At 40.1% G+C, this 20,218-nt stretch carries 20 protein-coding genes; 8 read left to right on the forward strand and 12 right to left on the reverse strand.

Annotation, left to right across the window (positions count from 1 at the left end; translation table 11 throughout):
- Window positions 1-9: 9 nt before the first annotated feature.
- The gene (rsmH, locus tag AC1EU2_RS11455) at window positions 10-951 is read right to left on the reverse strand and encodes a 16S rRNA (cytosine(1402)-N(4))-methyltransferase RsmH (protein WP_480298412.1); all 942 of its coding nucleotides are present in this window, start codon (window positions 949-951) and stop codon (window positions 10-12) included.
- 22 nt (window positions 952-973) lie between these two features.
- Window positions 974-1,432: a division/cell wall cluster transcriptional repressor MraZ gene (gene mraZ / locus AC1EU2_RS11460; protein ID WP_480298413.1), complete on the reverse strand. Its 459-nt coding sequence runs from the start codon at window positions 1,430-1,432 to the stop codon at window positions 974-976.
- Window positions 1,433-1,796: 364 nt separating this feature from the next.
- Between mraZ and AC1EU2_RS11465 the strand changes: the two genes are divergently transcribed.
- Window positions 1,797-2,495 (forward strand): hypothetical protein, encoded by a 699-nt coding sequence (locus AC1EU2_RS11465; RefSeq protein ID WP_480298414.1) that lies wholly within the window; start codon window positions 1,797-1,799, stop codon window positions 2,493-2,495.
- Window positions 2,495-3,193 carry a PepSY domain-containing protein gene (locus tag AC1EU2_RS11470; protein ID WP_480298415.1) on the forward strand — a complete coding sequence of 233 codons (699 nt, stop codon included), beginning with the start codon at window positions 2,495-2,497 and terminating at the stop codon, window positions 3,191-3,193. The genes AC1EU2_RS11465 and AC1EU2_RS11470 overlap by 1 nt, the downstream gene beginning before the upstream one ends.
- Here the strand turns inward: AC1EU2_RS11470 and glpK are convergent.
- The 6 genes from glpK to coaBC form a co-directional block, all read right to left on the reverse strand.
- Complete coding sequence (gene glpK, locus AC1EU2_RS11475; RefSeq protein WP_480298416.1) at window positions 3,174-4,658, reverse strand: glycerol kinase GlpK; 1,485 nt, start codon at window positions 4,656-4,658, stop codon at window positions 3,174-3,176. The genes AC1EU2_RS11470 and glpK overlap by 20 nt on opposite strands.
- A 99-nt stretch (window positions 4,659-4,757) precedes the next feature.
- Window positions 4,758-5,435, reverse strand: a complete 678-nt coding sequence (gene folE, locus AC1EU2_RS11480) for a GTP cyclohydrolase I FolE (RefSeq protein WP_129945136.1) — start codon at window positions 5,433-5,435, stop codon at window positions 4,758-4,760.
- A gap of 238 nt (window positions 5,436-5,673) precedes the next feature.
- Window positions 5,674-7,647, reverse strand: coding sequence for an alpha/beta hydrolase family protein (locus AC1EU2_RS11485; protein ID WP_480298417.1), 1,974 nt, complete (start codon window positions 7,645-7,647; stop codon window positions 5,674-5,676).
- 114 nt (window positions 7,648-7,761) lie between these two features.
- Window positions 7,762-8,355: a nucleoid occlusion factor SlmA gene (gene slmA / locus AC1EU2_RS11490; protein WP_480298418.1), complete on the reverse strand. Its 594-nt coding sequence runs from the start codon at window positions 8,353-8,355 to the stop codon at window positions 7,762-7,764.
- A gap of 41 nt (window positions 8,356-8,396) precedes the next feature.
- Window positions 8,397-8,855 (reverse strand): dUTP diphosphatase, encoded by a 459-nt coding sequence (dut, locus tag AC1EU2_RS11495; protein WP_480298419.1) that lies wholly within the window; start codon window positions 8,853-8,855, stop codon window positions 8,397-8,399.
- Window positions 8,855-10,057, reverse strand: a complete 1,203-nt coding sequence (gene coaBC / locus AC1EU2_RS11500) for a bifunctional phosphopantothenoylcysteine decarboxylase/phosphopantothenate--cysteine ligase CoaBC (RefSeq protein ID WP_480298420.1) — start codon at window positions 10,055-10,057, stop codon at window positions 8,855-8,857. The genes dut and coaBC overlap by 1 nt, the downstream gene beginning before the upstream one ends.
- A gap of 130 nt (window positions 10,058-10,187) precedes the next feature.
- On the opposite strand from coaBC, the gene radC reads away from it, so the two are divergent.
- From radC to AC1EU2_RS11520, 4 genes are all read left to right on the forward strand, one after another.
- Window positions 10,188-10,865 (forward strand): RadC family protein, encoded by a 678-nt coding sequence (radC, locus tag AC1EU2_RS11505; RefSeq protein ID WP_480298421.1) that lies wholly within the window; start codon window positions 10,188-10,190, stop codon window positions 10,863-10,865.
- A 122-nt stretch (window positions 10,866-10,987) separates the two neighbouring features.
- Window positions 10,988-11,224, forward strand: coding sequence for a 50S ribosomal protein L28 (rpmB, locus tag AC1EU2_RS11510; RefSeq protein WP_129945130.1), 237 nt, complete (start codon window positions 10,988-10,990; stop codon window positions 11,222-11,224).
- 6 nt (window positions 11,225-11,230) lie between these two features.
- A complete protein-coding gene (rpmG, locus tag AC1EU2_RS11515; protein ID WP_129945129.1) occupies window positions 11,231-11,404 on the forward strand; it encodes a 50S ribosomal protein L33 in 174 nt (57 codons plus the stop codon).
- Window positions 11,405-11,525: 121 nt separating this feature from the next.
- Window positions 11,526-12,056, forward strand: a complete 531-nt coding sequence (locus AC1EU2_RS11520; RefSeq protein ID WP_480298422.1) for a PH domain-containing protein — start codon at window positions 11,526-11,528, stop codon at window positions 12,054-12,056.
- Between the two features lie 26 nt (window positions 12,057-12,082).
- Here the strand turns inward: AC1EU2_RS11520 and rarD are convergent, their stop codons facing one another.
- A complete protein-coding gene (gene rarD, locus AC1EU2_RS11525) occupies window positions 12,083-12,991 on the reverse strand; it encodes an EamA family transporter RarD (protein WP_480298423.1) in 909 nt (302 codons plus the stop codon).
- 326 nt (window positions 12,992-13,317) lie between these two features.
- On the opposite strand from rarD, the gene recQ reads away from it, so the two are divergent.
- Entirely contained in the window at window positions 13,318-15,144 is a 1,827-nt protein-coding gene (gene recQ, locus AC1EU2_RS11530) for a DNA helicase RecQ (protein ID WP_480298424.1), read from the forward strand.
- Between the two features lie 4 nt (window positions 15,145-15,148).
- Here recQ and AC1EU2_RS11535 read toward each other — a convergent pair whose 3' ends face one another.
- Window positions 15,149-16,924, reverse strand: coding sequence for a diguanylate cyclase domain-containing protein (locus AC1EU2_RS11535; RefSeq protein WP_480298425.1), 1,776 nt, complete (start codon window positions 16,922-16,924; stop codon window positions 15,149-15,151).
- 356 nt (window positions 16,925-17,280) lie between these two features.
- Here AC1EU2_RS11535 and AC1EU2_RS11540 point away from each other — a divergent pair, with 356 nt between their 5' ends.
- Window positions 17,281-18,645: an outer membrane protein transport protein gene (locus AC1EU2_RS11540; protein WP_480298426.1), complete on the forward strand. Its 1,365-nt coding sequence runs from the start codon at window positions 17,281-17,283 to the stop codon at window positions 18,643-18,645.
- Window positions 18,646-18,699: 54 nt separating this feature from the next.
- Here the strand turns inward: AC1EU2_RS11540 and pyrE are convergent, their stop codons facing one another.
- Together pyrE and rph are read right to left on the reverse strand one after the other, a co-directional pair.
- Entirely contained in the window at window positions 18,700-19,341 is a 642-nt protein-coding gene (pyrE, locus tag AC1EU2_RS11545) for an orotate phosphoribosyltransferase (protein ID WP_480298427.1), read from the reverse strand.
- A gap of 110 nt (window positions 19,342-19,451) precedes the next feature.
- A complete protein-coding gene (gene rph / locus AC1EU2_RS11550) occupies window positions 19,452-20,165 on the reverse strand; it encodes a ribonuclease PH (RefSeq protein ID WP_480298428.1) in 714 nt (237 codons plus the stop codon).
- Window positions 20,166-20,218: the final 53 nt, after the last annotated feature.

Below are 20,218 nucleotides of genomic sequence, written 5' to 3' on the forward strand. Positions count from 1 at the left end.
CATGCTTCCTTAATATTCCCGTCGTTCTGCAACTCGCAAAACCGAACTTCTTGCTCTCGGATTCAATTCAAGTTCAGCGTCCGATGGTTTTTGCGCTTTGCCAATGGGTTTGAGCTTACGTTGCTTGTCGAGCTCTTCATTGCTGATTGGCATTCCAAACGGTACTTCAGGCGCTTGGCTATTACGGCGAATAAAGCGTTTTACCATTCTGTCTTCCAATGAATGGAAACTGATCACCGACAAGCGTCCCTTAGGTGCTAACACGTTTAATGCACCTTCTAGCGCTTGGTCAATCTGCTCTAATTCACTGTTGATATAAATACGAATAGCTTGAAACACTCGAGTTGCAGGGTGCTTATTTTTTTCTTTTTTCTTGGTAATACGAAAAATCAGATCCGCCAACTCTTTGGTTCTTAAAAATGGCGTTTTTTCTCTGTCTGCTGCAATGCAACGTGCAATATGGCGTGAATTTTTTTCTTCACCGTAGGTTTTGAATACCCAAGCCATATCTTCAATCTCTGCACGAGCAATCCACTCCGCAGCGGTTTGCCCTTGGCTATTATCCATGCGCATATCTAAAGGGCCATCACGCAAAAAACTGAACCCTCGCTCTGCATCATCAAGCTGAGGTGAAGACACGCCTAAATCCAACAATACGCCATCGACTTTCCCTGAAAGCCCTAGCTCATTGATATAACGTTCTAATTGCCCAAAACCACCATGAACGATCTGAAAACGCTCATCATCGGCAAAGCGTTTTGAGGCTTCAATCGCCTGTGGGTCACGATCAATCGCAATTAATCTACCGTTTGCGCCAAGTTGAGACAAAACGAGGTTTGAATGCCCCCCACGTCCAAAGGTTCCATCAATATAGATGCCATCTGGTTTAATGTTTAGTCCGTCTACCGTTTCTTGAAGCAGTACAGACACGTGGGCGAATTTTTCACTCATAAAGCTCTTCTTTTCAGTTTCACTACAACGAAAAATCAGCGAGACGTTCATTACTCGCTAAGTCTTCAGTGGCAATTTTTTGTTTACTTTCTTCTATGAGCTGCTGCCATAAATCAGCATCCCACAATTCAAATTTGTTCAGTTGACCCACCAGCATGGTATGCTTCTTTAAATTGGCATACTGCCTCAGTGGTAATGGCAAAAGGATGCGACCATTATTATCTAATTCGCATTCGTGGGCGTGACCAAGTAACAATCGCTTCAAAGCCCTTTCTGTGGGCTGAGTGTCAGATAATTGCATCAGCTTTGCTTCAATTTGGTGCCATTCGTATAGGGGGTAAAGCAATAAACAAGAAGATTGGATATCAACCGTGATTACCAGCTTGCCTTCAGATTCAACTCGCAATAGATCTCGGTATCGCACCGGAATGGCGAACCGACCTTTTGCATCTAAGTTGATACTGCTAGCACCTGAAAACACGTTATATCATCCTTGTTTAACAACTAAATAGCATGGTTTTTACTATGCACATCTAGAAAGTTTATCTATGCTTTTAGAATTAAGATCCACAAATACCCACAATTTCCCACCAAAGCTAAGTTTAGAGATAGTTGGCAAGAAAAGTCAAGATTTGTTCACTTGCTGAAATCCAGATGTAATGCGCTTTGGCGGCTATTTTTATGCCACAGCCCTTGTTGAATATAGGTTTCAATTTTTAGGTTAAAGTTGATCTAAATTATTTATTAATTCGTTAAAGGTTTAATTTGATCACAAACTTCCTTAAGCTTGATCTCAATTAGTTCATCCAATACAACAAAAATAACATTAGGGCATGTAATTTCTTATGTGGAAACGCTTCAGAAAATGGCATTGGATACTGTCGCTGATTGCCTTATTACAGTTTTGTGTTTGGGGATTATCAGGTAGTTACATGGTACTGACTGACATTAATTTCATTCGAGGCAATAACTTAATTAAAACGCCTGTGAACGTTCACTCCATATCAGCGTCTATTACTCAAGATTTTAATAAGATATACAATGCATATCCGACGGCACAACGTATTAAACTAGTCTTATCGACGCCCACTCCAGAAGTTCAATTCTACATAGACGATAAGTTATATCGTATCGATATGATAACAAAGCAGCCTGCATCAATGATCGATCGTGATTATATCAAACATCAAGTCCATCAATGGTACGCACACTCGTCCGCAATTAAAGACATTACGTTGTTGGCAGCACCGCCAACCGAAATTAGCTCACGCCATAAGTCAGTTTGGAAAGTTACATTTGAAAACTTGGCTAATGACACATTGTATTTCAGTTCTGATAGTGGCCATTTAGTAGGAAAGCGCCATAACTATTGGCGTGCTTTTGATTGGTTTTGGCGATTTCACATTATGGATTATTGGGAAGGTGAGGATATTCATAATCCTTTATTATCCTTTTTTAGCCTAATAACACTCTTAACCGCTTTGATCGGTTTTTCCCTTCTCACGCCATGGATTAAACACCATGTGAGAAAGAGGGAGCAATAATGTGGCGTAAATATCATCGTTATCTAACTTTAGTGCTTTCACTTCCATTATGCGCTTGGATTTTAAGTGGCGTAGCACTGAACTTGCTCCCCAGTGACTGGTTATCAAATCGCACGTATTTTAAAACGATCGAAACAAAGCCAACTCTTGCATATGAAGCGGTAGATCTTGCAAGATTAGAGAAACAATTCAATCAGATTCATGACGAAGTAATTTTAGAGCTTGAATTCATTTATCGACTTAATGAGCCTGTAATTAAAATTATTACAGGCGATAGCAGCTATTATTATTGGGCGAATCGGCTAGAGCCGATTCACTTATCAAGCGCTCAAATTTTAGCGCTTGCAAAACAAAGTTATTCTGGCACCGCCAACTTCTCTGAGCCTAAACTGCTTGATAATACCATCACACGCTTTCAACCAAACACATTGAGCCATCAGCAATACGTCATAAATGTCGATGATGACAAGCAAACCAACATAATTATTGATGCCAGTACGGCAACGGTGATCACACATCAGAATTCGTCCAGCAGACTGAAAGATTTATTAATGCAATTGCACTTCTTAGATGTAAATATTGATGACGGTTTGCAGTTCAATCATTGGTTGATAAGAATAGCTGCGTTATTTGTAATATTATTTTGTGTTTCTGGAATTATGTTGCAGATCCCAAAAATTAAAAAGTGGCTTCGTTAACGCCTACTTTTTTCACAGCTTCTAACCAACCAGAAAATAGCTCTTGCCTATGCTCATTTAACATATTAGGTTCAAAGCGTTTTTCTATACTGATGGACGCTTCAAGTTCTTCGACATCATTCCAATATCCTACGGCTAAACCGGCTAAAAAGGCGGCTCCTAAAGCTGTGGTTTCATTAGTGTGAGGACGCTCTACCACCACATCACCAATATCGGCTTGAAACTGCATTAAGAAATTGTTGATCACAGCGCCACCATCAACTTTTAAATTTGAAACTTCAAGATTTCCATCTTGCTCCATGGCACGTAGTAGCTCTTTACTCTGATACGCAATGGATTCTAATGCGGCTCTTATAATATGATTTTTGTTCGCACCGCGTGTTAACCCTATAATCGCACCTCGAGCATCTGGATCCCAATAAGGTGCTCCCAATCCTACAAATGCTGGCACCAAGTAAACACCGTTATTATCATCAACCTGTGCGGCATAATATTCTGTTTCACTCGCATGACGAATTAAACACATTTCATCTCTGAGCCATTGAACCGTTGCTCCTCCCATGAACACTGAGCCTTCTAATGCATAACACGGTCGTCCCTGATGATCGACAGCAACGGTCGTCAATAAACCATGTTTAGATTGAATGGCTTTCTGCCCCGTATTCATCAACAGAAAACAACCTGTACCATAAGTATTCTTCGCCGTCCCAGGGTGAACACATAATTGACCAAATAATGCCGCTTGTTGATCCCCTGCAATTCCTGCAATAGGTATATTTCCATCACGGGTCTGACCATAGATTTCGCTCGATGCTTCTACTTTCGGCAACATTTTTCTTGGAATACCAAACAAATTGAGTAACTCATCATCCCAGCTGTGGTTATGTATGTTGTACAACATGGTTCTTGAAGCGTTGGTGGGATCCGTTACATGTACTTTTCCATTGGTTAGCTTCCAGACTAACCATGTATCAACCGTACCAAAAAGTAATTCACCTGCTTCCGCTTGCGTTTGAGCGCCATCAACATTATCCAGTATCCACCGAACTTTACTCGCAGAGAAGTAAGGGTCGAGTACTAAGCCGGTCTTCTGCTTTATAAGGGGTTCAAGATCGTTTGCTTTGAGCTTTTCACAATATTCAGTGCTTCTTCGACATTGCCAAACAATGGCGTTGTATATTGGTTTACCTGTCTTTTTATTCCAGACAATGGTTGTTTCTCTTTGGTTTGTTATACCAATACCAGCAATACAGTCTTCTGATATCCCTACACGAGTTAATGCCTCTGTAAGTGCCGAGCTTTGTGATGACCATATTTCCATGGGATCATGTTCTACCCAACCAGCTTTTGGGTAGATCTGTTTAAATTCACGTTGAGCTTGGGCCACTATTTTTGCTTGTTGATCAAACACAATGGCACGTGAGCTTGTAGTGCCTTGATCTAGGGCAACGATATATTTTTTCACAACGCTTTCCTTACAAATGACATAAAAACTAGGTTACCAAAAAATTGCACTCATAAAAAAGCCCCGCTAATGCGAGGCTTACTAATTAATAACTCTGGTTTAGGCATGTGCAAGAAATTCAGCTCTTGAAGCATGGTCTGATTTAAAAATGCCGCCCAAGGCTGTAGTACTGGTTTTACTCGTAGCATCCATGACGCCACGAGCTTTTACGCAATAGTGTGTTGCATCCATTTTAACTGCAACATCATTCGTCTCAAGAATCGCTTGCAACGCAACCAAAACTTGTTGAGTCAAGCGTTCTTGTACTTGAGGACGTTGGGCAAAAAAGCGAACAATACGATTAATTTTAGATAAACCAATGATTTTTTTGCGTGGAATGTAAGCCACAGAGGCTACACCATCAATGGTCACCAGATGATGCTCACAAGTACTAGTAAGACTAATGTCTTGCACTTTAATCATCTCGTCCATGTTCATCTTATTTTCGATATTTGTGATTTTCGGAAAATTAGAATAATCCAACCCTGAAAAAATTTCATCGATGTACATTTTCGCAATACGCTTCGGTGTATCAGCTAAACTATCATCGGTTAAATCTAATGAAAGCAGATTTAAAATCTCTCTCATGTGCTGCTCAATTTGCTGTTTGCGCTGCCCTTTCGATAAATGGCACTCTACCATCGGCGTCTCAAGTCCGCTTTCAATTAAAGCATCACGAACTTTAATGGCTGCATCACTAAGCACAGGTGTTTCTATTTTTACGGCTAATTCAGTCATAGAGTTCTCACAAAAGCATTCAAATCAATTTCTCTCTCAAGTATAGAGGCTAATGGTTAATGCCAGATTAACAAAATCAAATAACCAACCAAAATACTCAGAAAAGCTGGCAAGGATACCTCAGAATATATACTCCGACAATCCAGTTTTGGTTTATTTGTGAGATTAAAAAAACATCAAAAAGACAAATGCACTGTACTCTATGAGAACAGTGCATTCTTTAGTGAGAAAGGGAGAGTTACAGTTTTAGGTTTTCTTTGACAAAGGAAAGCATTTTTTTGTAATACTTAGCTTGATTCTCTGGGTTGTAAAAACCATGTCCCTCTTTATCGAAAATCATTTTATCGTATGGGTAACCCGCTTTATCTAACGCTTCAGTCATCGATTCATACTGCTCAATAGGCGTTCTCTCATCTCTTTCACCATGAACCAAGAGAATACGAGCTTTCAATTTTTTAGCATTATATGCTGGTGACATTTGTTTCATCGTATTTATGTCACCTCCTAACACTTCAGCGAGGTAGGCTTCACCAAAATTAAATGAAGGAATATCCCCTTCCTCTTTCATCAGAGGTAAATCATAAACGCCCGCAACACCAATTGCACACTTAAACATATCAGGTTCAATCACTGCACTTTGCAATGCTGAATATGCGCCAAAGCTACCACCCTCAATGCAAACTTTGTCTTTATTTACCCAGCCCTGATCAATGACATACTTCACACCATCAATAATGTCATATTGGGTTTTTGTTCCCCAATTTAAATAACCAGCTTCCTTAAAGGCTAAACCATAGCCTGCTGAGCCTCTAAAGTTAACTTGCAGTGTAGCAATACCATTGGCAGCTAAAAGTTGTGCTTGTGGGTTATACTGCCAATAGTCACGAGCTATGGGGCCGCCATGTGGATTAACAACTAAAGGTAGATTTTTTTGTTCAACCCCATAAGGCATGGTAATATAACCATGAATCGTTAACCCATCTCGGCTTTTGAATTTGACAGGCTTAACATCCGCTAAGTCATTCGGATCTAGCCACGAACGATGTGATGCAATCTTAGCGATATTATTCTTTTTTGAGTCAAACAAATAATAATCGCCATCATTCCTATCATTGAAAGCTAAAATGATTTGTTTTGAATTATCTAATGTTTTGCTTACCAATCGTAATTGATGACCCGGTAAAGCCTCTAATAAAGCTTTCAGCGCCTTAGTATTAGGGTTTGCTTTATTAACAAAAACATATTCTGGATAACCATCTTCGAACTCTACAGCAAACAGTTCATTCGTTTCCGAATCTTGCCAATACTTCAAAGGATCAACATTTTCGTTAGAGGTTATTTTTTTACGTTCACCCGTTTTGATATTTACCTTGTAAAGTGCTTGGGTTTTCCCGTCTGCCAAACCTTCAGCATAAATATAATCCTTACTTTCAGCATAACCTAAGACCCTAAAATCATTCAGTGTCCCTTGAATGTGATCAATGCTGACCCATTCGTCATCACGATGCTGATAAATCTCTATTTTATTTTGTTCATTGGTGCCAACTACAAAAGCTGGCATTTTATCTTTATCTAAAATAAAACCTGCTGCAGGTATAGGTGAACCAACAACTTTCTTTCTTCGGCCATTGTATACATTAACTTTGTACAACAGAGGCTTATTTCTTGTCATAAACCCTGCAGAGCCATTACCAATTGGTGTCGCATGCACTAATACATGTTTATCGTCACCAGGTAAACCATGCTGAATCTGGCCTATCGCCCTGATTGCAGTATTTTTTTTAATTTGGCTCCCCGTCTGTTGGGTATTATTTAATTGCCCGAACAAATATAAAGGCCTTTTACCATTGGCATTGATGGTAAAAATTTCTCCATAGGAAACAGGTTCTTCTTGCCACCCTCTGTTATACACTTTTTCAATCGCTACACGTTTATCGTTAACCCACGTATAACTACCAATTTCTTCATCACCAGAAAAACGCACAACATACGTCGGTTTCATGGTTTTCGTATCTAAAAACAACAGACGCCTGATGTTATTCTCATTCATCACGATACTTAAATAAGTACCATTTGGAGAAATTTTTACATCAGAAAATTCGTAAGGTTTAGTGAAGAGTTCTATCTGCTTATCGATGTTCTTAGGGAGTTCAGCAAAGGTAAAAGAACTGAATAATGCTGAAGCGCACAGTGTGGTAATGAGTTTTTTCATCTCACATCCTTGTTATTAATATGTATATTTCAACCCACATCATTATACATATTATTAACAAGAATAAAAAATGGCTCACTAACTGTGAGCCAAATTGTTCGCTAAATTTAGCTATTAACTCTGCAACAATTGCTGTTGCACAAATTGCCATTGTTCTGTGAAGTGTTTTGTTGGCTTTTGTTTGAACTCACTGCGAACAAACTGAGCAATTCGACCTTCAGCTATCGCTAATAATAAATTGGCCAACGTTGCTTCATCAAGGTTAAACCCTTTGCCTTCACGCAAGGTTTTTTCACGCAAAATTTGCTTAAGCAAGGTTTCAATCTTAGAAAATAAGTTGTTAATACGACCGCGTAGGCGTTCATTTTCACCTAATAAGGCATCACCGCTTAATACCCGAGAAATACCAGGGTTTCGCTCAGCAAACATCAATAATAATTGCAACGCTAACTGGCAACGACGCATGGTATCTTTTTCTTCGTCCATGATTAAATTAATCCGAGTCAAAATCGACTCCTCAATAAATTCAATCAAACCTTCAAACATACGAGCTTTGCTGGGAAAGTGACGATAAAGTGCAGCTTCAGAAACGCCCACTTCAGCAGCTAACTTTGCTGTGGTAATACGCTGACCAGGATTGGTTTCTAGCATATGAGCTAAACATTGTAGAATGTGCTCTTTACGGCTTTTTTTCTTAGTGGCCGTCATAAGAAATTCCTTTATTTTTTTATTGTTCTTCTATTTCCGAGTTACTTGGTCCCTGAATGACCAAAACCACCTTCGCCTCGATCTGAACTATTAAATTCATCAACCAATTTAAATTCAGCTTGAACAACGGGAACAAACACCAATTGTGCTAAACGTTCACCAATGGTCATTGAAAATGGCTCTGCGCTACGGTTCCAACAAGACACCATTAACTGGCCTTGGTAATCAGAGTCAATTAATCCAACCAAATTACCCAGCACAATGCCTTTCTTATGCCCTAAACCTGAACGAGGCAAAATCACAGCAGCCAAACTTGGATCGGCAACATGTATGGCGATACCCGTTGGAATGAGACGAGTTTCGCCAGGTTCTATGGTGACATCAGTATCAAGCATGGCTCTTAAATCCATCCCCGCACTGCCAACAGTCGCGTATTCAGGCAAAGGAAATTCACTGCCAATTCGTGAATCTAATATTTTTAATTCGATAGGTGTTTTCATTATTGGTTCATTCTCTCGGCAATGAGCAGTAATAATTGTTTTGCCAATGTTTTCTTATTTGTTGTTGGTAAATGTTGAGAACCTTCAGACCAAAAAACGTGCAGCGCATTATCATCAGCATTAAATCCCTGACCTACAACAGAAACATCGTTTGCTGCAATCATATCAAGGTTCTTACGTTCTAATTTACTTCTGGCATACTCAACGAGATTATTGGTTTCCGCAGCAAACCCAACTGTAAAAGGTTTGTTATTGCGTTTGGCAACGGTGGCTAAGATATCAGGATTTCGAGTGAGCGCAAGCTGCATATTCTCATCGTTCTTCTTGATTTTTTCTTTAGCCATTTGCGCAATTTTGTAATCAGCAACGGCCGCACACCCAATAAATATATCTTGTGATTCAATCAAACCAAGAACACTGCTCAGCATTTCTTCTGCAGAAACGACATCAACTCGTTTCACACTTGTAGGCGTTGATAGGTTAACCGGGCCGCTAACCAATGTGACTTCTGCCCCCAGTTCTACTGCAGTTTCAGCTAAAGCAAAACCCATTTTCCCTGAACTATGATTAGTGATATATCTCACAGGGTCAATGGCTTCTCGTGTTGGTCCAGCCGTGAGCATTAGTTTTTTGCCTTTTAATGGCTTTTGCTCATCACCAGCAAGAAAATTTTGGGCTCTGGCCACAATGTCTAATGGTTCTAGCATTCTTCCTAGACCGACTTCGCCACAGGCTTGTGAACCAGAATCAGGCCCCCACATTTGATGACCTCGTTGTGCAAGAGCGGTAATGTTTTCTTGTGTTGCCGGATACTGATACATCTGCTGGTTCATCGCAGGACAAATAGCAATCGGTGATTCAGTCGCCACACAAAGGGTAGTGATCAATTCATCAGCCATTCCAGCACGTAGTCGAGCAATAAAATTGGCCGTCGCTGGTGCAATGATCACTAAATCTGCCCATCTCGCTAACTCAATATGCCCCATGGCGGCTTCAGCCGTTGGATCGAGCAAACTATCAGCAACGGGATAACCAGACAATGCTTGTAAGGTTAAAGGGGTAATAAACTCCTTTGCACTTTGGCTCATTACCACACGAACATCAGCACCTTGCTCTTTCAGTTTCCTCACTAAATCAGCACTTTTATAAGCTGCGATGCCACCACAAATGCCAAGTAAAATCTTCTTATTTGCCAGCGTCACTTTGTGTTTCACTCTTAATAATTAAAAATCTATTGTCTTAACCATACCATAAAGCCAGTTTAGAGGTTATTGCCTACCATCAAAATTTTGTTACAGTGGCCTTACTTATTTTGTTATTTCAAGGATGAAAATGGCAATCAGTGAATGGCCTGACGGAGAGGGCCCAAGAGAAAAACTCATTCAATACGGCGCAGAGCGGTTATCTGATGCCGAAGTTCTCGCCGTTTTACTCAGAAATGGCAGTAAGCAGCTCAATGCTGTCGACCTTGCAAGAGAGTTAATTAACACTTTTGGCAGTTTAAGAGCATTATTATCAGCATCTTCGAAACAGATCTGTCGACTTCCTGGGATTGGACCTGTAAAATATGCGCAGTTGCAAGCTGCAGCCGAACTTTCAAGACGGTTAGCCAAAGAAAACTTGCATCGAGGTCCTGTGCTGACCAATCCCGATATTACTCGTGATTATTTAACTCAGCAGTTAGCGGATCGGAATTACGAAGTGTTTGCGGTTTTGATGCTGGATTCTCAGCATCGAGTGATTCAATTTATTGAGTTATTCCGTGGCACAATAAATAGCGCATCGGTTTATCCAAGAGAGTTGGTTGAACTGGTGCTCAATAAAAACGCAGCAGCAGTGATTTTATGTCACAACCATCCCTCTGGCGTGGCAGAACCCAGTCAGGCGGATAAAAGCATTACATCGAGAATACAAAAAGCCTTAGAAACCATAGAGGTAAATGTACTTGACCACTTGGTTGTAGGCGATAGGGACATCGTATCTTTCGCAGAAAGAGGATGGATTAATTAAAGATTTTGCTTGATCTCACCCTATGAATCGTGTATAAAATGCGCCCTCTTTGTGCCTCGGGCGACGGCCATACGAGGTACATTAATGCTCGAGCGTTAAAAATTGTTTTGGAGAAGATTGACATGTCAAGAGTATGCCAAGTAACTGGCAAGCGTCCAATGGTTGGTAACAACCGTTCGCACGCAAAGAACGCGACCCGTCGTCGCTTTTTACCTAACCTACAAAGCCACCGCTTTTGGTTAGAATCAGAAAAGCGTTTTGTTAAGCTACGTGTTTCTACTAAAGGTATGCGTATCATCGATAAGAAGGGCATCGAAGTAGTTGTTACTGAAATGCGTGCCCGTGGTGAGAAGGTATAATAGAAAATGGCTAAATCTAAAGGTAATCGCGAAAAGATCAAGCTAGTATCTAGTGCTAAGACTGGTCACTTCTATACTACTGAGAAGAACAAGCGTAACATGCCAGAGAAAATGGAAATCAAGAAATTTGATCCTGTTGTTCGTAAGCATGTTATCTACAAAGAAGCTAAAATTAAGTAATTTTACTTTTTGTAGAATAAAAAGCTCCGCATGTCGGGGCTTTTTTTTTGCGCTAAATTAATTTGACATATTATGTCTCGAAAGCTAGGTTAGAGGAAAGCTTTCACAAAGGACTGTGAATATGGACGCCTTTCGTATCCCACTCTCAGACTTGCACACCACAGGTTTGTGGTGGTTCATTGCCATTCTTGCTCTATTGTTAATTGTACTTTCTAAGGGCCGTAATGCATTGGGTTGGTTTAAATATTTATGGTTAACCCTTCTTGCCGTGATCTTTGGTAGCTTGTGCTATGTTTTTATTCACAGCTTCAAAGCCGATATTGAAATCAGTGAAAGTAGCCTTGCATTCGATGTACCACTTTACAGCAAATCAATACCACTAAGAGCGTTAGATATTGGCAATGCTCAAATCGTCGACTTAACTCAAAACGACGATTTTAAGATTAAATTTCGCCAGAACGGAATTGGTTTACCGGGTTATCAACTTGGATACTTTCAATTAGAACAACCATACCACGGCACAACGAAGGCATTGCTTTCTGTTACCGATTCCACCAAGGTGATTGTATTGCCTACAAAGGAAAACCTCGTACTGATATTCAGCGTTGATCATCCGCAACAAGCATTATCCAAATTAAAGCAGATACCTTGAATGGATTGATATGACAAAAAAACTCATCAAGAAGATGAGTTTTTTATTGTTAAACGCCCGCGTCGTTGAATCCACATATCTGCCGTAAATACGATTAAGGCTGCCCAAATAAAGCCAAATGTAACGGCCTTCTCTAAGCCAAACGGTTCATTGAACATCATGGTCGCCAAAATAAACATCAAGCTTGGACCAATATATTGAAAGAAACCTAACATTGAAAGCGGAATACGAATAGCTGCACCAGCAAAGCATAATAAAGGTATTGAAGTGACAACCCCTGCCAGCAAAAGCAATAAGTTAATGTCTAATTCATAGGACATTAAATCATTCTGACCTGACTGCACCAAATACACCACATACAAAATGGCGACAGGAATAAGCAGTGCTGTTTCGACCAATAAGCCCGTTTGAGCATCTACTTTTGCTTTTTTACGCAATAAACCATAAATGCTAAACGAACCGGCTAGGGCTAAAGATACAATTGGGATAGAACCAAAAGAAATGAGCTGAACCACAACGCCACTGAACGCCAATGCAACAGCAAACCATTGCAATCGACTTAATCGTTCACTCAAAAAAACTAAGCCAAGTACGACATTAAATAGCGGATTAATGAAGTAGCCTAAACTGGCATCAAGCATATGTTCATTATTTACAGCCCAAATAAATAATAACCAATTAAAGGCAATTAATACTGAGGTGACACCCAATACGGCCAATTGTTTCTTTTTTTCAATTAATGCTTTTACCGAGCTAAAGCCACGAGTAAGGCCCAGTAAACCAATCATAAATACGAATGACCAAATAACTCGATGCAATAAAATTTCTGGCGCTGGTACTGGCTCAAGTAATTTAAAATAAAGCGGTGCTATGCCCCACATGGTATAGGCACAAATAGCAAGCATCACGCCCTTTTGGTGTTCGTTTTCTGGCATATTTTTGGTCTTTAAATGGTAAAGTGCGCAATTGTATTGATAAGCCGTATTTTGCACAATCATAATCACAAAAATACTGAATTAGATTTTTAAATATCAGATCATCGCTTTTCTAACATTTGTTGATGTACACCTTTAGCACTTCGTAGCGTTGTAATTAAGGTTAACACTCCGGTACTGCGACCTACAATGCGCCTCATATCGCATTTAATCTAAACACCTTAATTTTCAAGAAACTTATCACCAACACCTTACAATAGATTGCTTATCGTTAAGGCACAACATAAAATGATCGGCTTTCACTTCTGGCTACAAGGCAGTCGCTAATGCAGGCTTTCGATAACCAAACTCCACAAGATTCATTGCTCCAGTGCTTAGCTCAAGTTTTTGGTTATCGAGATTTTCGTCATGGTCAACGCGAGGTGATTGAACAATGCTTACAGGGTAGCGATACGCTATCTATTATGCCAACTGGGGGTGGTAAGAGTATTTGCTATCAACTTCCAGCCATGTTGTTGCCTGGTGTTACGATTGTTGTGTCTCCACTTATCTCGTTGATGAAAGACCAAGTAGATAGCTTAATCCAACAAGGTGTTGCTGCCGCTTATCTAAATTCATCACAATCAAGAGAGCAAAGCTCATCAATACTTCGTCAGTTATTTTTTGGTGAATTAAAGCTTCTTTATGTTTCACCAGAGCGCTTACTCTATGGTGATTTCATTGAGCGTCTGAAGGACACCAATATCAGCCTATTTGCTATTGATGAGGCTCACTGCATCAGTCAATGGGGACATGATTTTAGACCCGAATATGCACAACTAGGAAAACTCAAACAGCACTTTCCGAATATTCCAATGATGGCGCTGACAGCGACTGCAGACTACGCCACAAGAGAAAGTATTTGTGAGCGTCTAAACATCACACCGTTTAAATGGCTATCCAGCTTCGACAGACCAAACATTCGTTATACCGTTGTTGAAAAGCTTAATGCGGCTCAGCAGCTCAGAAAGTTTGTCAATGAGCAGCAAGGTCAAAGTGGCATCGTTTATTGCACAAGTCGTAAACGAGTTGATGAAGTCGCCGAGCGCTTAGTCATGCAAGGCATTAATGCCAAAGCTTATCATGCAGGGAAAACACAAGAAGAGCGCGCAAATGTTCAAGATGAGTTTTTAAAAGATCACATTGATGTTGTGGTTGCTACTGTGGCTTTTGGTATGGGTATCAATAAATCAAACGTTCGGTTCGTCGTGCATTATGATATTCCAAAAAGTGTCGAGTCTTATTATCAAGAAACTGGCCGAGCTGGACGTGATGGGTTAGAGGCAGAAGCACTGCTGTTATATGATCCAGCGGATATTGGCCGAGTAAGACATTTAATCGAACAGTCAGAATCAAATGAACAACAACGAGTTGAGTTACACAAACTTAATTCTATGGCGGCCTTCGCGGAAGCACAAACTTGTCGCCGTCAAGTATTACTCCACTACTTTGATGAACCAGCTAACGAACCTTGTGGTAACTGTGATATTTGTCTTGACCCACCTAAGCAGTATGATGGTCTAGAAGACGCACAGAAGGTCTTATCTTGCATATATCGCATAAAACAGAGTTATGGACTCAATTATTTAATCGACGTACTGAGAGGCTCTCAGAATAATTTGGTCGTAGAGCGTGGACATAATAAGTTATCAACGTGGGGCATTGGTAAAGATAAGTCCCATGAGCATTGGCTGAGTGTTTGTCGTCAATTAATACACCTGGGGCTTGCGACACAAGATGTCACTCGTGGTTCGTCAGTACGCCTAAACCCACAAGCTCGAACTGTGTTAATGGGTGAGCACCCATTGCAACTTGCAGTACCAAGAATGCAGTTAACGGTACCGACTCGTAAATCCAAAGGTAACTCACGAACCCCGCAACATTATGACCGACAATTATTTGCAAAATTGAAGTCATTAAGACGTAAGCTCGCAGATGAATTAGAAATACCGCCTTACTTAGTCTTCAGCGATGCAACGTTAGCTGAAATGGCTGCGCAAACCCCGACAGATAAACATGAATTCTTAGCCATTAACGGTGTTGGAGAGCGTAAGTTAGAACGCTTTGGTAATGAATTTATTGAAACGATTAATCAATACTTAATTGAAAACTGATGAATCATTTATTGGCTGCTTGAACGTCATCAAATTTTGACGTTCTGATCTCACGGTTTTTCAGTTGAGTTAAACGATCGAAGTTAGCCCTTTTTATCAATTGTTCAATTTGATCAAACTGCTGCATCGACGCCATACCAAAGATGTGATCTCGATGTGTCACCTGCTTAATGTGACGATACAAGTTAGCAACGACTTTTTGGGCGCCAGCATTGGTTGTATTAGGTAATATGACAACTAACTCAGAAGATGAATACTGGGTTACGATATCGGACTCTCTAACAACATCATCAATACCTTGTTGAAGTGTCTCAAACTGAGTTAAATCCAACTTCTCAATATTAACCAAGAGCAAAGATAATGGAGATGACTGTTTTTTTGCCGAAATTAACAGTTGATTAAGCTCTTGGTTAATCGGCAATTCCTGTTGCGCTAACGCTTTCTCACGTTTAGCTTGACGTTTCGTTTGAAAAATCACAAAAAAGATACAAATGCCCAGCATTCCAAACACAAAGAAAACTAATTTGAATGCTCGGTACATTTCTGGTTGAGGTTGTGCTTTAGTTGAAATAAGTTGTTTTTGTTGGCTATTGATTGAAGCCTGTCTATCTAAACGGGCTTTATATTGAATAAAACGAGCGCTATTGAGTTCTTTATTCGCTTGGTTACCCGCTTCATAAGCGAGTTTAAGGTTTTCGTACGCTTTTTGAGGATTGTCTTGAGATATATAGTATTTTTCTAAGTTCCCATACAGTATTTGTAAGTCTGATGGTTGTTTTAAATTTATTGCTTGTTCAATCGCTAATCTAGAGAGACTTATTGCCTCAGAATCTTTGCCCAATTTAAACTTAATGTTAGCTAAAACTTTATTAGCCCTCATTTCATGAGTAACTTTATAAAGTTTTGAGAAAATTCGAATAGAGTCTGAAATTAATGATTCAGCTTCTCTGATGTTTCCATTATCAAACTCTAAAGAACCTATAATTGCCTGACTTACAGCAAACATCTCTTCGGATTCAATATCAACTAAAGCTGTTTTCGCTTCCTCTAGAAAAGCTTTGCTTTGCTTCTTATTACCAGCATTAAAATTTAATCTTGCAGCACTCAACAAAGTAAAGTGCCTGACAATCCCTATAGCATCGTCCGCATCTAAAGCGGTATTTATATGTTTTATACTTAAATCAAGTTCGTTTGACGCAAAAAACATATTTGCCATTGTTGCGTAAATATAAGCTTGCGGCGCCCAAAACCAATTATGTTCTTGAGTAAATTGCTTTGGATAAATATCAACAGCTAGACGTAAATCTTCGATTGCCGAACTGAAGTCTTCAAACTCAGTGTCGTATTGAGCTCGAATTCTTAATGCATTGACCAATGCTTGTAACTGATTGAATTCCTTTGAATGAGAAATTGCATCATCAAGAAGAGTAAAAGTATGATTATATTGACCGACCAAAGAATAAGCGTCCGCCATACAAATGTAGAAATAAGAAAGTGCTTCTTCTAAATTATTTGATTTAGCCTGAGCGATCGCTAACTGGGCTAAATTCAGAGCGGCTTGACCATCCCCATTTTGATTGAGCAGCTCACAACGGATTAACTGCAAACGTAAAGTTTCACGAAAGGTATATTTAGATGTATTCAGCAACTCTATTTTTTTTGCTGCTTGAGCTGGGTATTGATAAACCAAAGGAACAAGCTCATCCATATCCTTCATGGGCGAAGCAAAAACATGGGGAATAAACAGCGAGAGTGCTAACAATAACCACCTAAAATCCATTTCTATTTTTACTCCATCTTTATTCAACTTGTTAGCAACTAAATCTATCGACGAAAATGTAAAAAAACACCTGACATCACGTTCAATCGGTCAACATTGTAACAATCACACCTGCCTAAGTGAATACTGAGATACGTCTTAACATCAAATAAAACCAACAATCAGAATGACATACGAATTACCTGGGTATTTTTAGAATAATAAACTTGAACAAAGTCACATTAACTATTGCAATGCGCATTTGGGTAAGTAAACTCCGCACTGCTAATTGAATGTTTACTCTATCTTGTCGTTGTAATTTCAGCTTTTGTTGAAATGTATTACACAGCAAGTAGTAGCAAAATAGAGAATAAAAAATGAAAAAACGTATTTTAAGCGCTGCTATTGCAGCTCTTTGTGCTTCAACAGCTCAAGTTCATGCAGCAGGTTTCCAACTTGCTGAATATTCTGCAACAGGAATGGGCCGCGCCTTCGCTGGTGAAGCTGCAATTGCAGACAATGCCTCAGCTCAAGGCCGTAACGCTGCACTTTTAACTGAATTAAAAGGTCGTCAAATTTCGACTGGTGTTATTTATGTAATGCCAAATGTTGACGTTCCTGGTAGCGTAACAATTGACTCAGCACTTCTTCCAGTTCCGATTACGCTTCCAGCGGGTGCGACTGACGTTGCTGATAACGCTGCGGTGCCTAACTTCTATTACTCAAATCAATTAAATGACCAATTGACTTGGGGTATTGCAGTTAACTCGAACTATGGTTTAGCAACTGAAGTTAGTGCTACTCATGCTGCAGCTCTATTCGGTCAACATACATCTGTTAAGACTGTAGAATTCAACCCGAATATCGCTTACAAAGTGAACGAAAGATTCTCTATTGGTGGCGGTGTACGCATTGTTTATGGTGAAGGCGAACTGAATGCTTCAATGCCAGGCTGGATTGAGCCAATTAAAGCTGGTCTGCCACAAGAAATTGCAGCACGCTTACCATCAGCAGGTACAAGCCTTAAAGCACTAGAAGGCGATGATGTAGCCTTCGGCTGGCAAATTGGTACAACTTATAAACTCAATGAAAGTACTCGTTTTGGTTTAGCTTATCACTCAGGTGTTAAGTTTGATCTTGAGGGTAAAGCTTCTGGTGCGTTGTATCGCAATGCTGAAGGTAAGCAAGCGTCATTCGACGGTGAACTACCATTAGAACTACCAGCATTTGCTGAATTTTCAACTTACCACCAATTAACAGACAAATTTGCACTGCACACTAGCATTAACTGGACAGAGTGGAGCAAATTTAAAGAGTTACGCGCTTTCTTCCCAAATGAAAAGCCTGTTGAACTTGTTGATGGTGTTCCAACACCAGTCAATAACCAGTTATTGAAAGAAGAAAACTTCAAAGATAACTGGCGTTACGCCATTGGTGGTACTTACCAAATTAATAACCAGTGGGTTGCTCGCGCAGGTGTTGCGTTAGATAAAACTGCAGTAAGCGATGAATATCGTACTACGACAATTCCAGACTCTGATCGTTTATGGTATTCAGTGGGTGCAGGTTATCAGGCAAGCTCAGATCTAACCTTAGATTTCAGTGCGACTTATATTAAGTCACACGGTGATGCGCCAATCAATGAAGAGCAAGATATTGCTGGTTTAGCTACCGTCCACTTCAACGGTGGAGCAAGCGGTGATGTATTGCTGTTAGGCGTACAAGCAAGCTACAAGTTCTAAAATCAAACGCAATGAAATCCGCTCTAATATCATTTAGAGCGGATTTTTAATTAATCAGATCCCATATTGTTCACGATAAGCTGACACGGCCGCAAGCTCGGTCTCCATCCCAGGCTTCTGTTCAAGATAAGCCAACAAATCACCTAAAGTGACAATAGAAATTACTCCACAACCAAAATCACGCTCTACTTCTTGAATTGCTGATAACTCGCCTTTCCCTTTTTCTTGGCGATCAAGAGCAATTAATACACCGGATAATTCGGCACCATTGGCTTTAATGATTTCCATCGATTCTCGAATCGCTGTACCAGCAGTAATGACATCATCCACCAGCATAACTTTGCCTTGTAGCTCACTGCCAACTAATGAACCACCCTCACCATGATCTTTCTTTTCTTTGCGATTAAAACAATATGGCGTATCAATATCATGATGTTCAGCCAGTGCTACCGTAGTTGTAGTAGCGATAGGAATACCTTTATAAGCTGGGCCGAAAACTAGATCATAATCAATCCCCGAATCCACGAGTGCCGCTGCATAAAATCGACCTAATTTAGCTAAATCACCGCCAGTATTAAACAAGCCAGCATTAAAGAAATAAGGGCTAGTTCGTCCAGACTTTAAGGTAAACTCACCAAAACGTAGCACATTACGTTCAAGCGCAAATTCAATAAATTCTTTTTGATAAGCTTTCATTTGTTATCCGTTTTTATTTTTTGGGTACAGAAAAAACGCCCACATTCTTTACAAAAATACCGCCTAAAGTAGACGGTATTTTAGGCTCAAGGATGCGAGCATTTTGATAATTAATTTAATGCTGCTTTCTGAGTATCGACAATTTCACGAATGCTGTTTTTCGCTAAGCTGAGCATTTCAAGCAACTCTTCATGGCTGAATGGCTCACCTTCTGCAGTACCTTGAACCTCGATCATCTTGCCAGTTTCTGTCATCACCACATTCATATCGGTTTCAGCTTCACTGTCTTCTAGATACTCAAGATCACTGATTGGCTCACCTTTATAAATACCCACACTTACAGCAGCAATTAAAAACTTAAGTGGATTAGTTTTGATGATCCCTTTGCTGCGAGCATGATTTAATGCGTCAACCAGTGCAACACAAGCACCTGTGATCGACGCTGTACGTGTACCGCCGTCTGCTTGAATCACATCGCAATCGATTACAATTGTATTCTCACCCAACGACTTCATATCCACACAGGCACGCAAGCTACGACCAATTAAGCGTTGAATTTCTTGGGTACGTCCTGACTGCTTACCGCGAGCAGCTTCACGATCCATTCTCGAATGAGTAGAACGAGGAAGCATGCCATATTCAGCAGTTACCCAACCTTGGCCTTGTCCTTTAAGAAAACGAGGGACACCTTCAGTAAAACTTGCAGTACACAGCACTTTTGTCTCACCAAATTCCACTAAAACGGAACCTTCAGCATGAGCCGTAAAGTTACGAGTGATTGTAATTGGACGGGTTTGAGCTGGAGTTCGATCGCTAGGACGCATAGCATCTTCCTTTTGAAAAGGCTTAAAAAATTGCGGCTATTATAATCTCAATA

It is taken from the genome of Parashewanella sp. 2304DJ23-3, assembly GCF_056591695.1.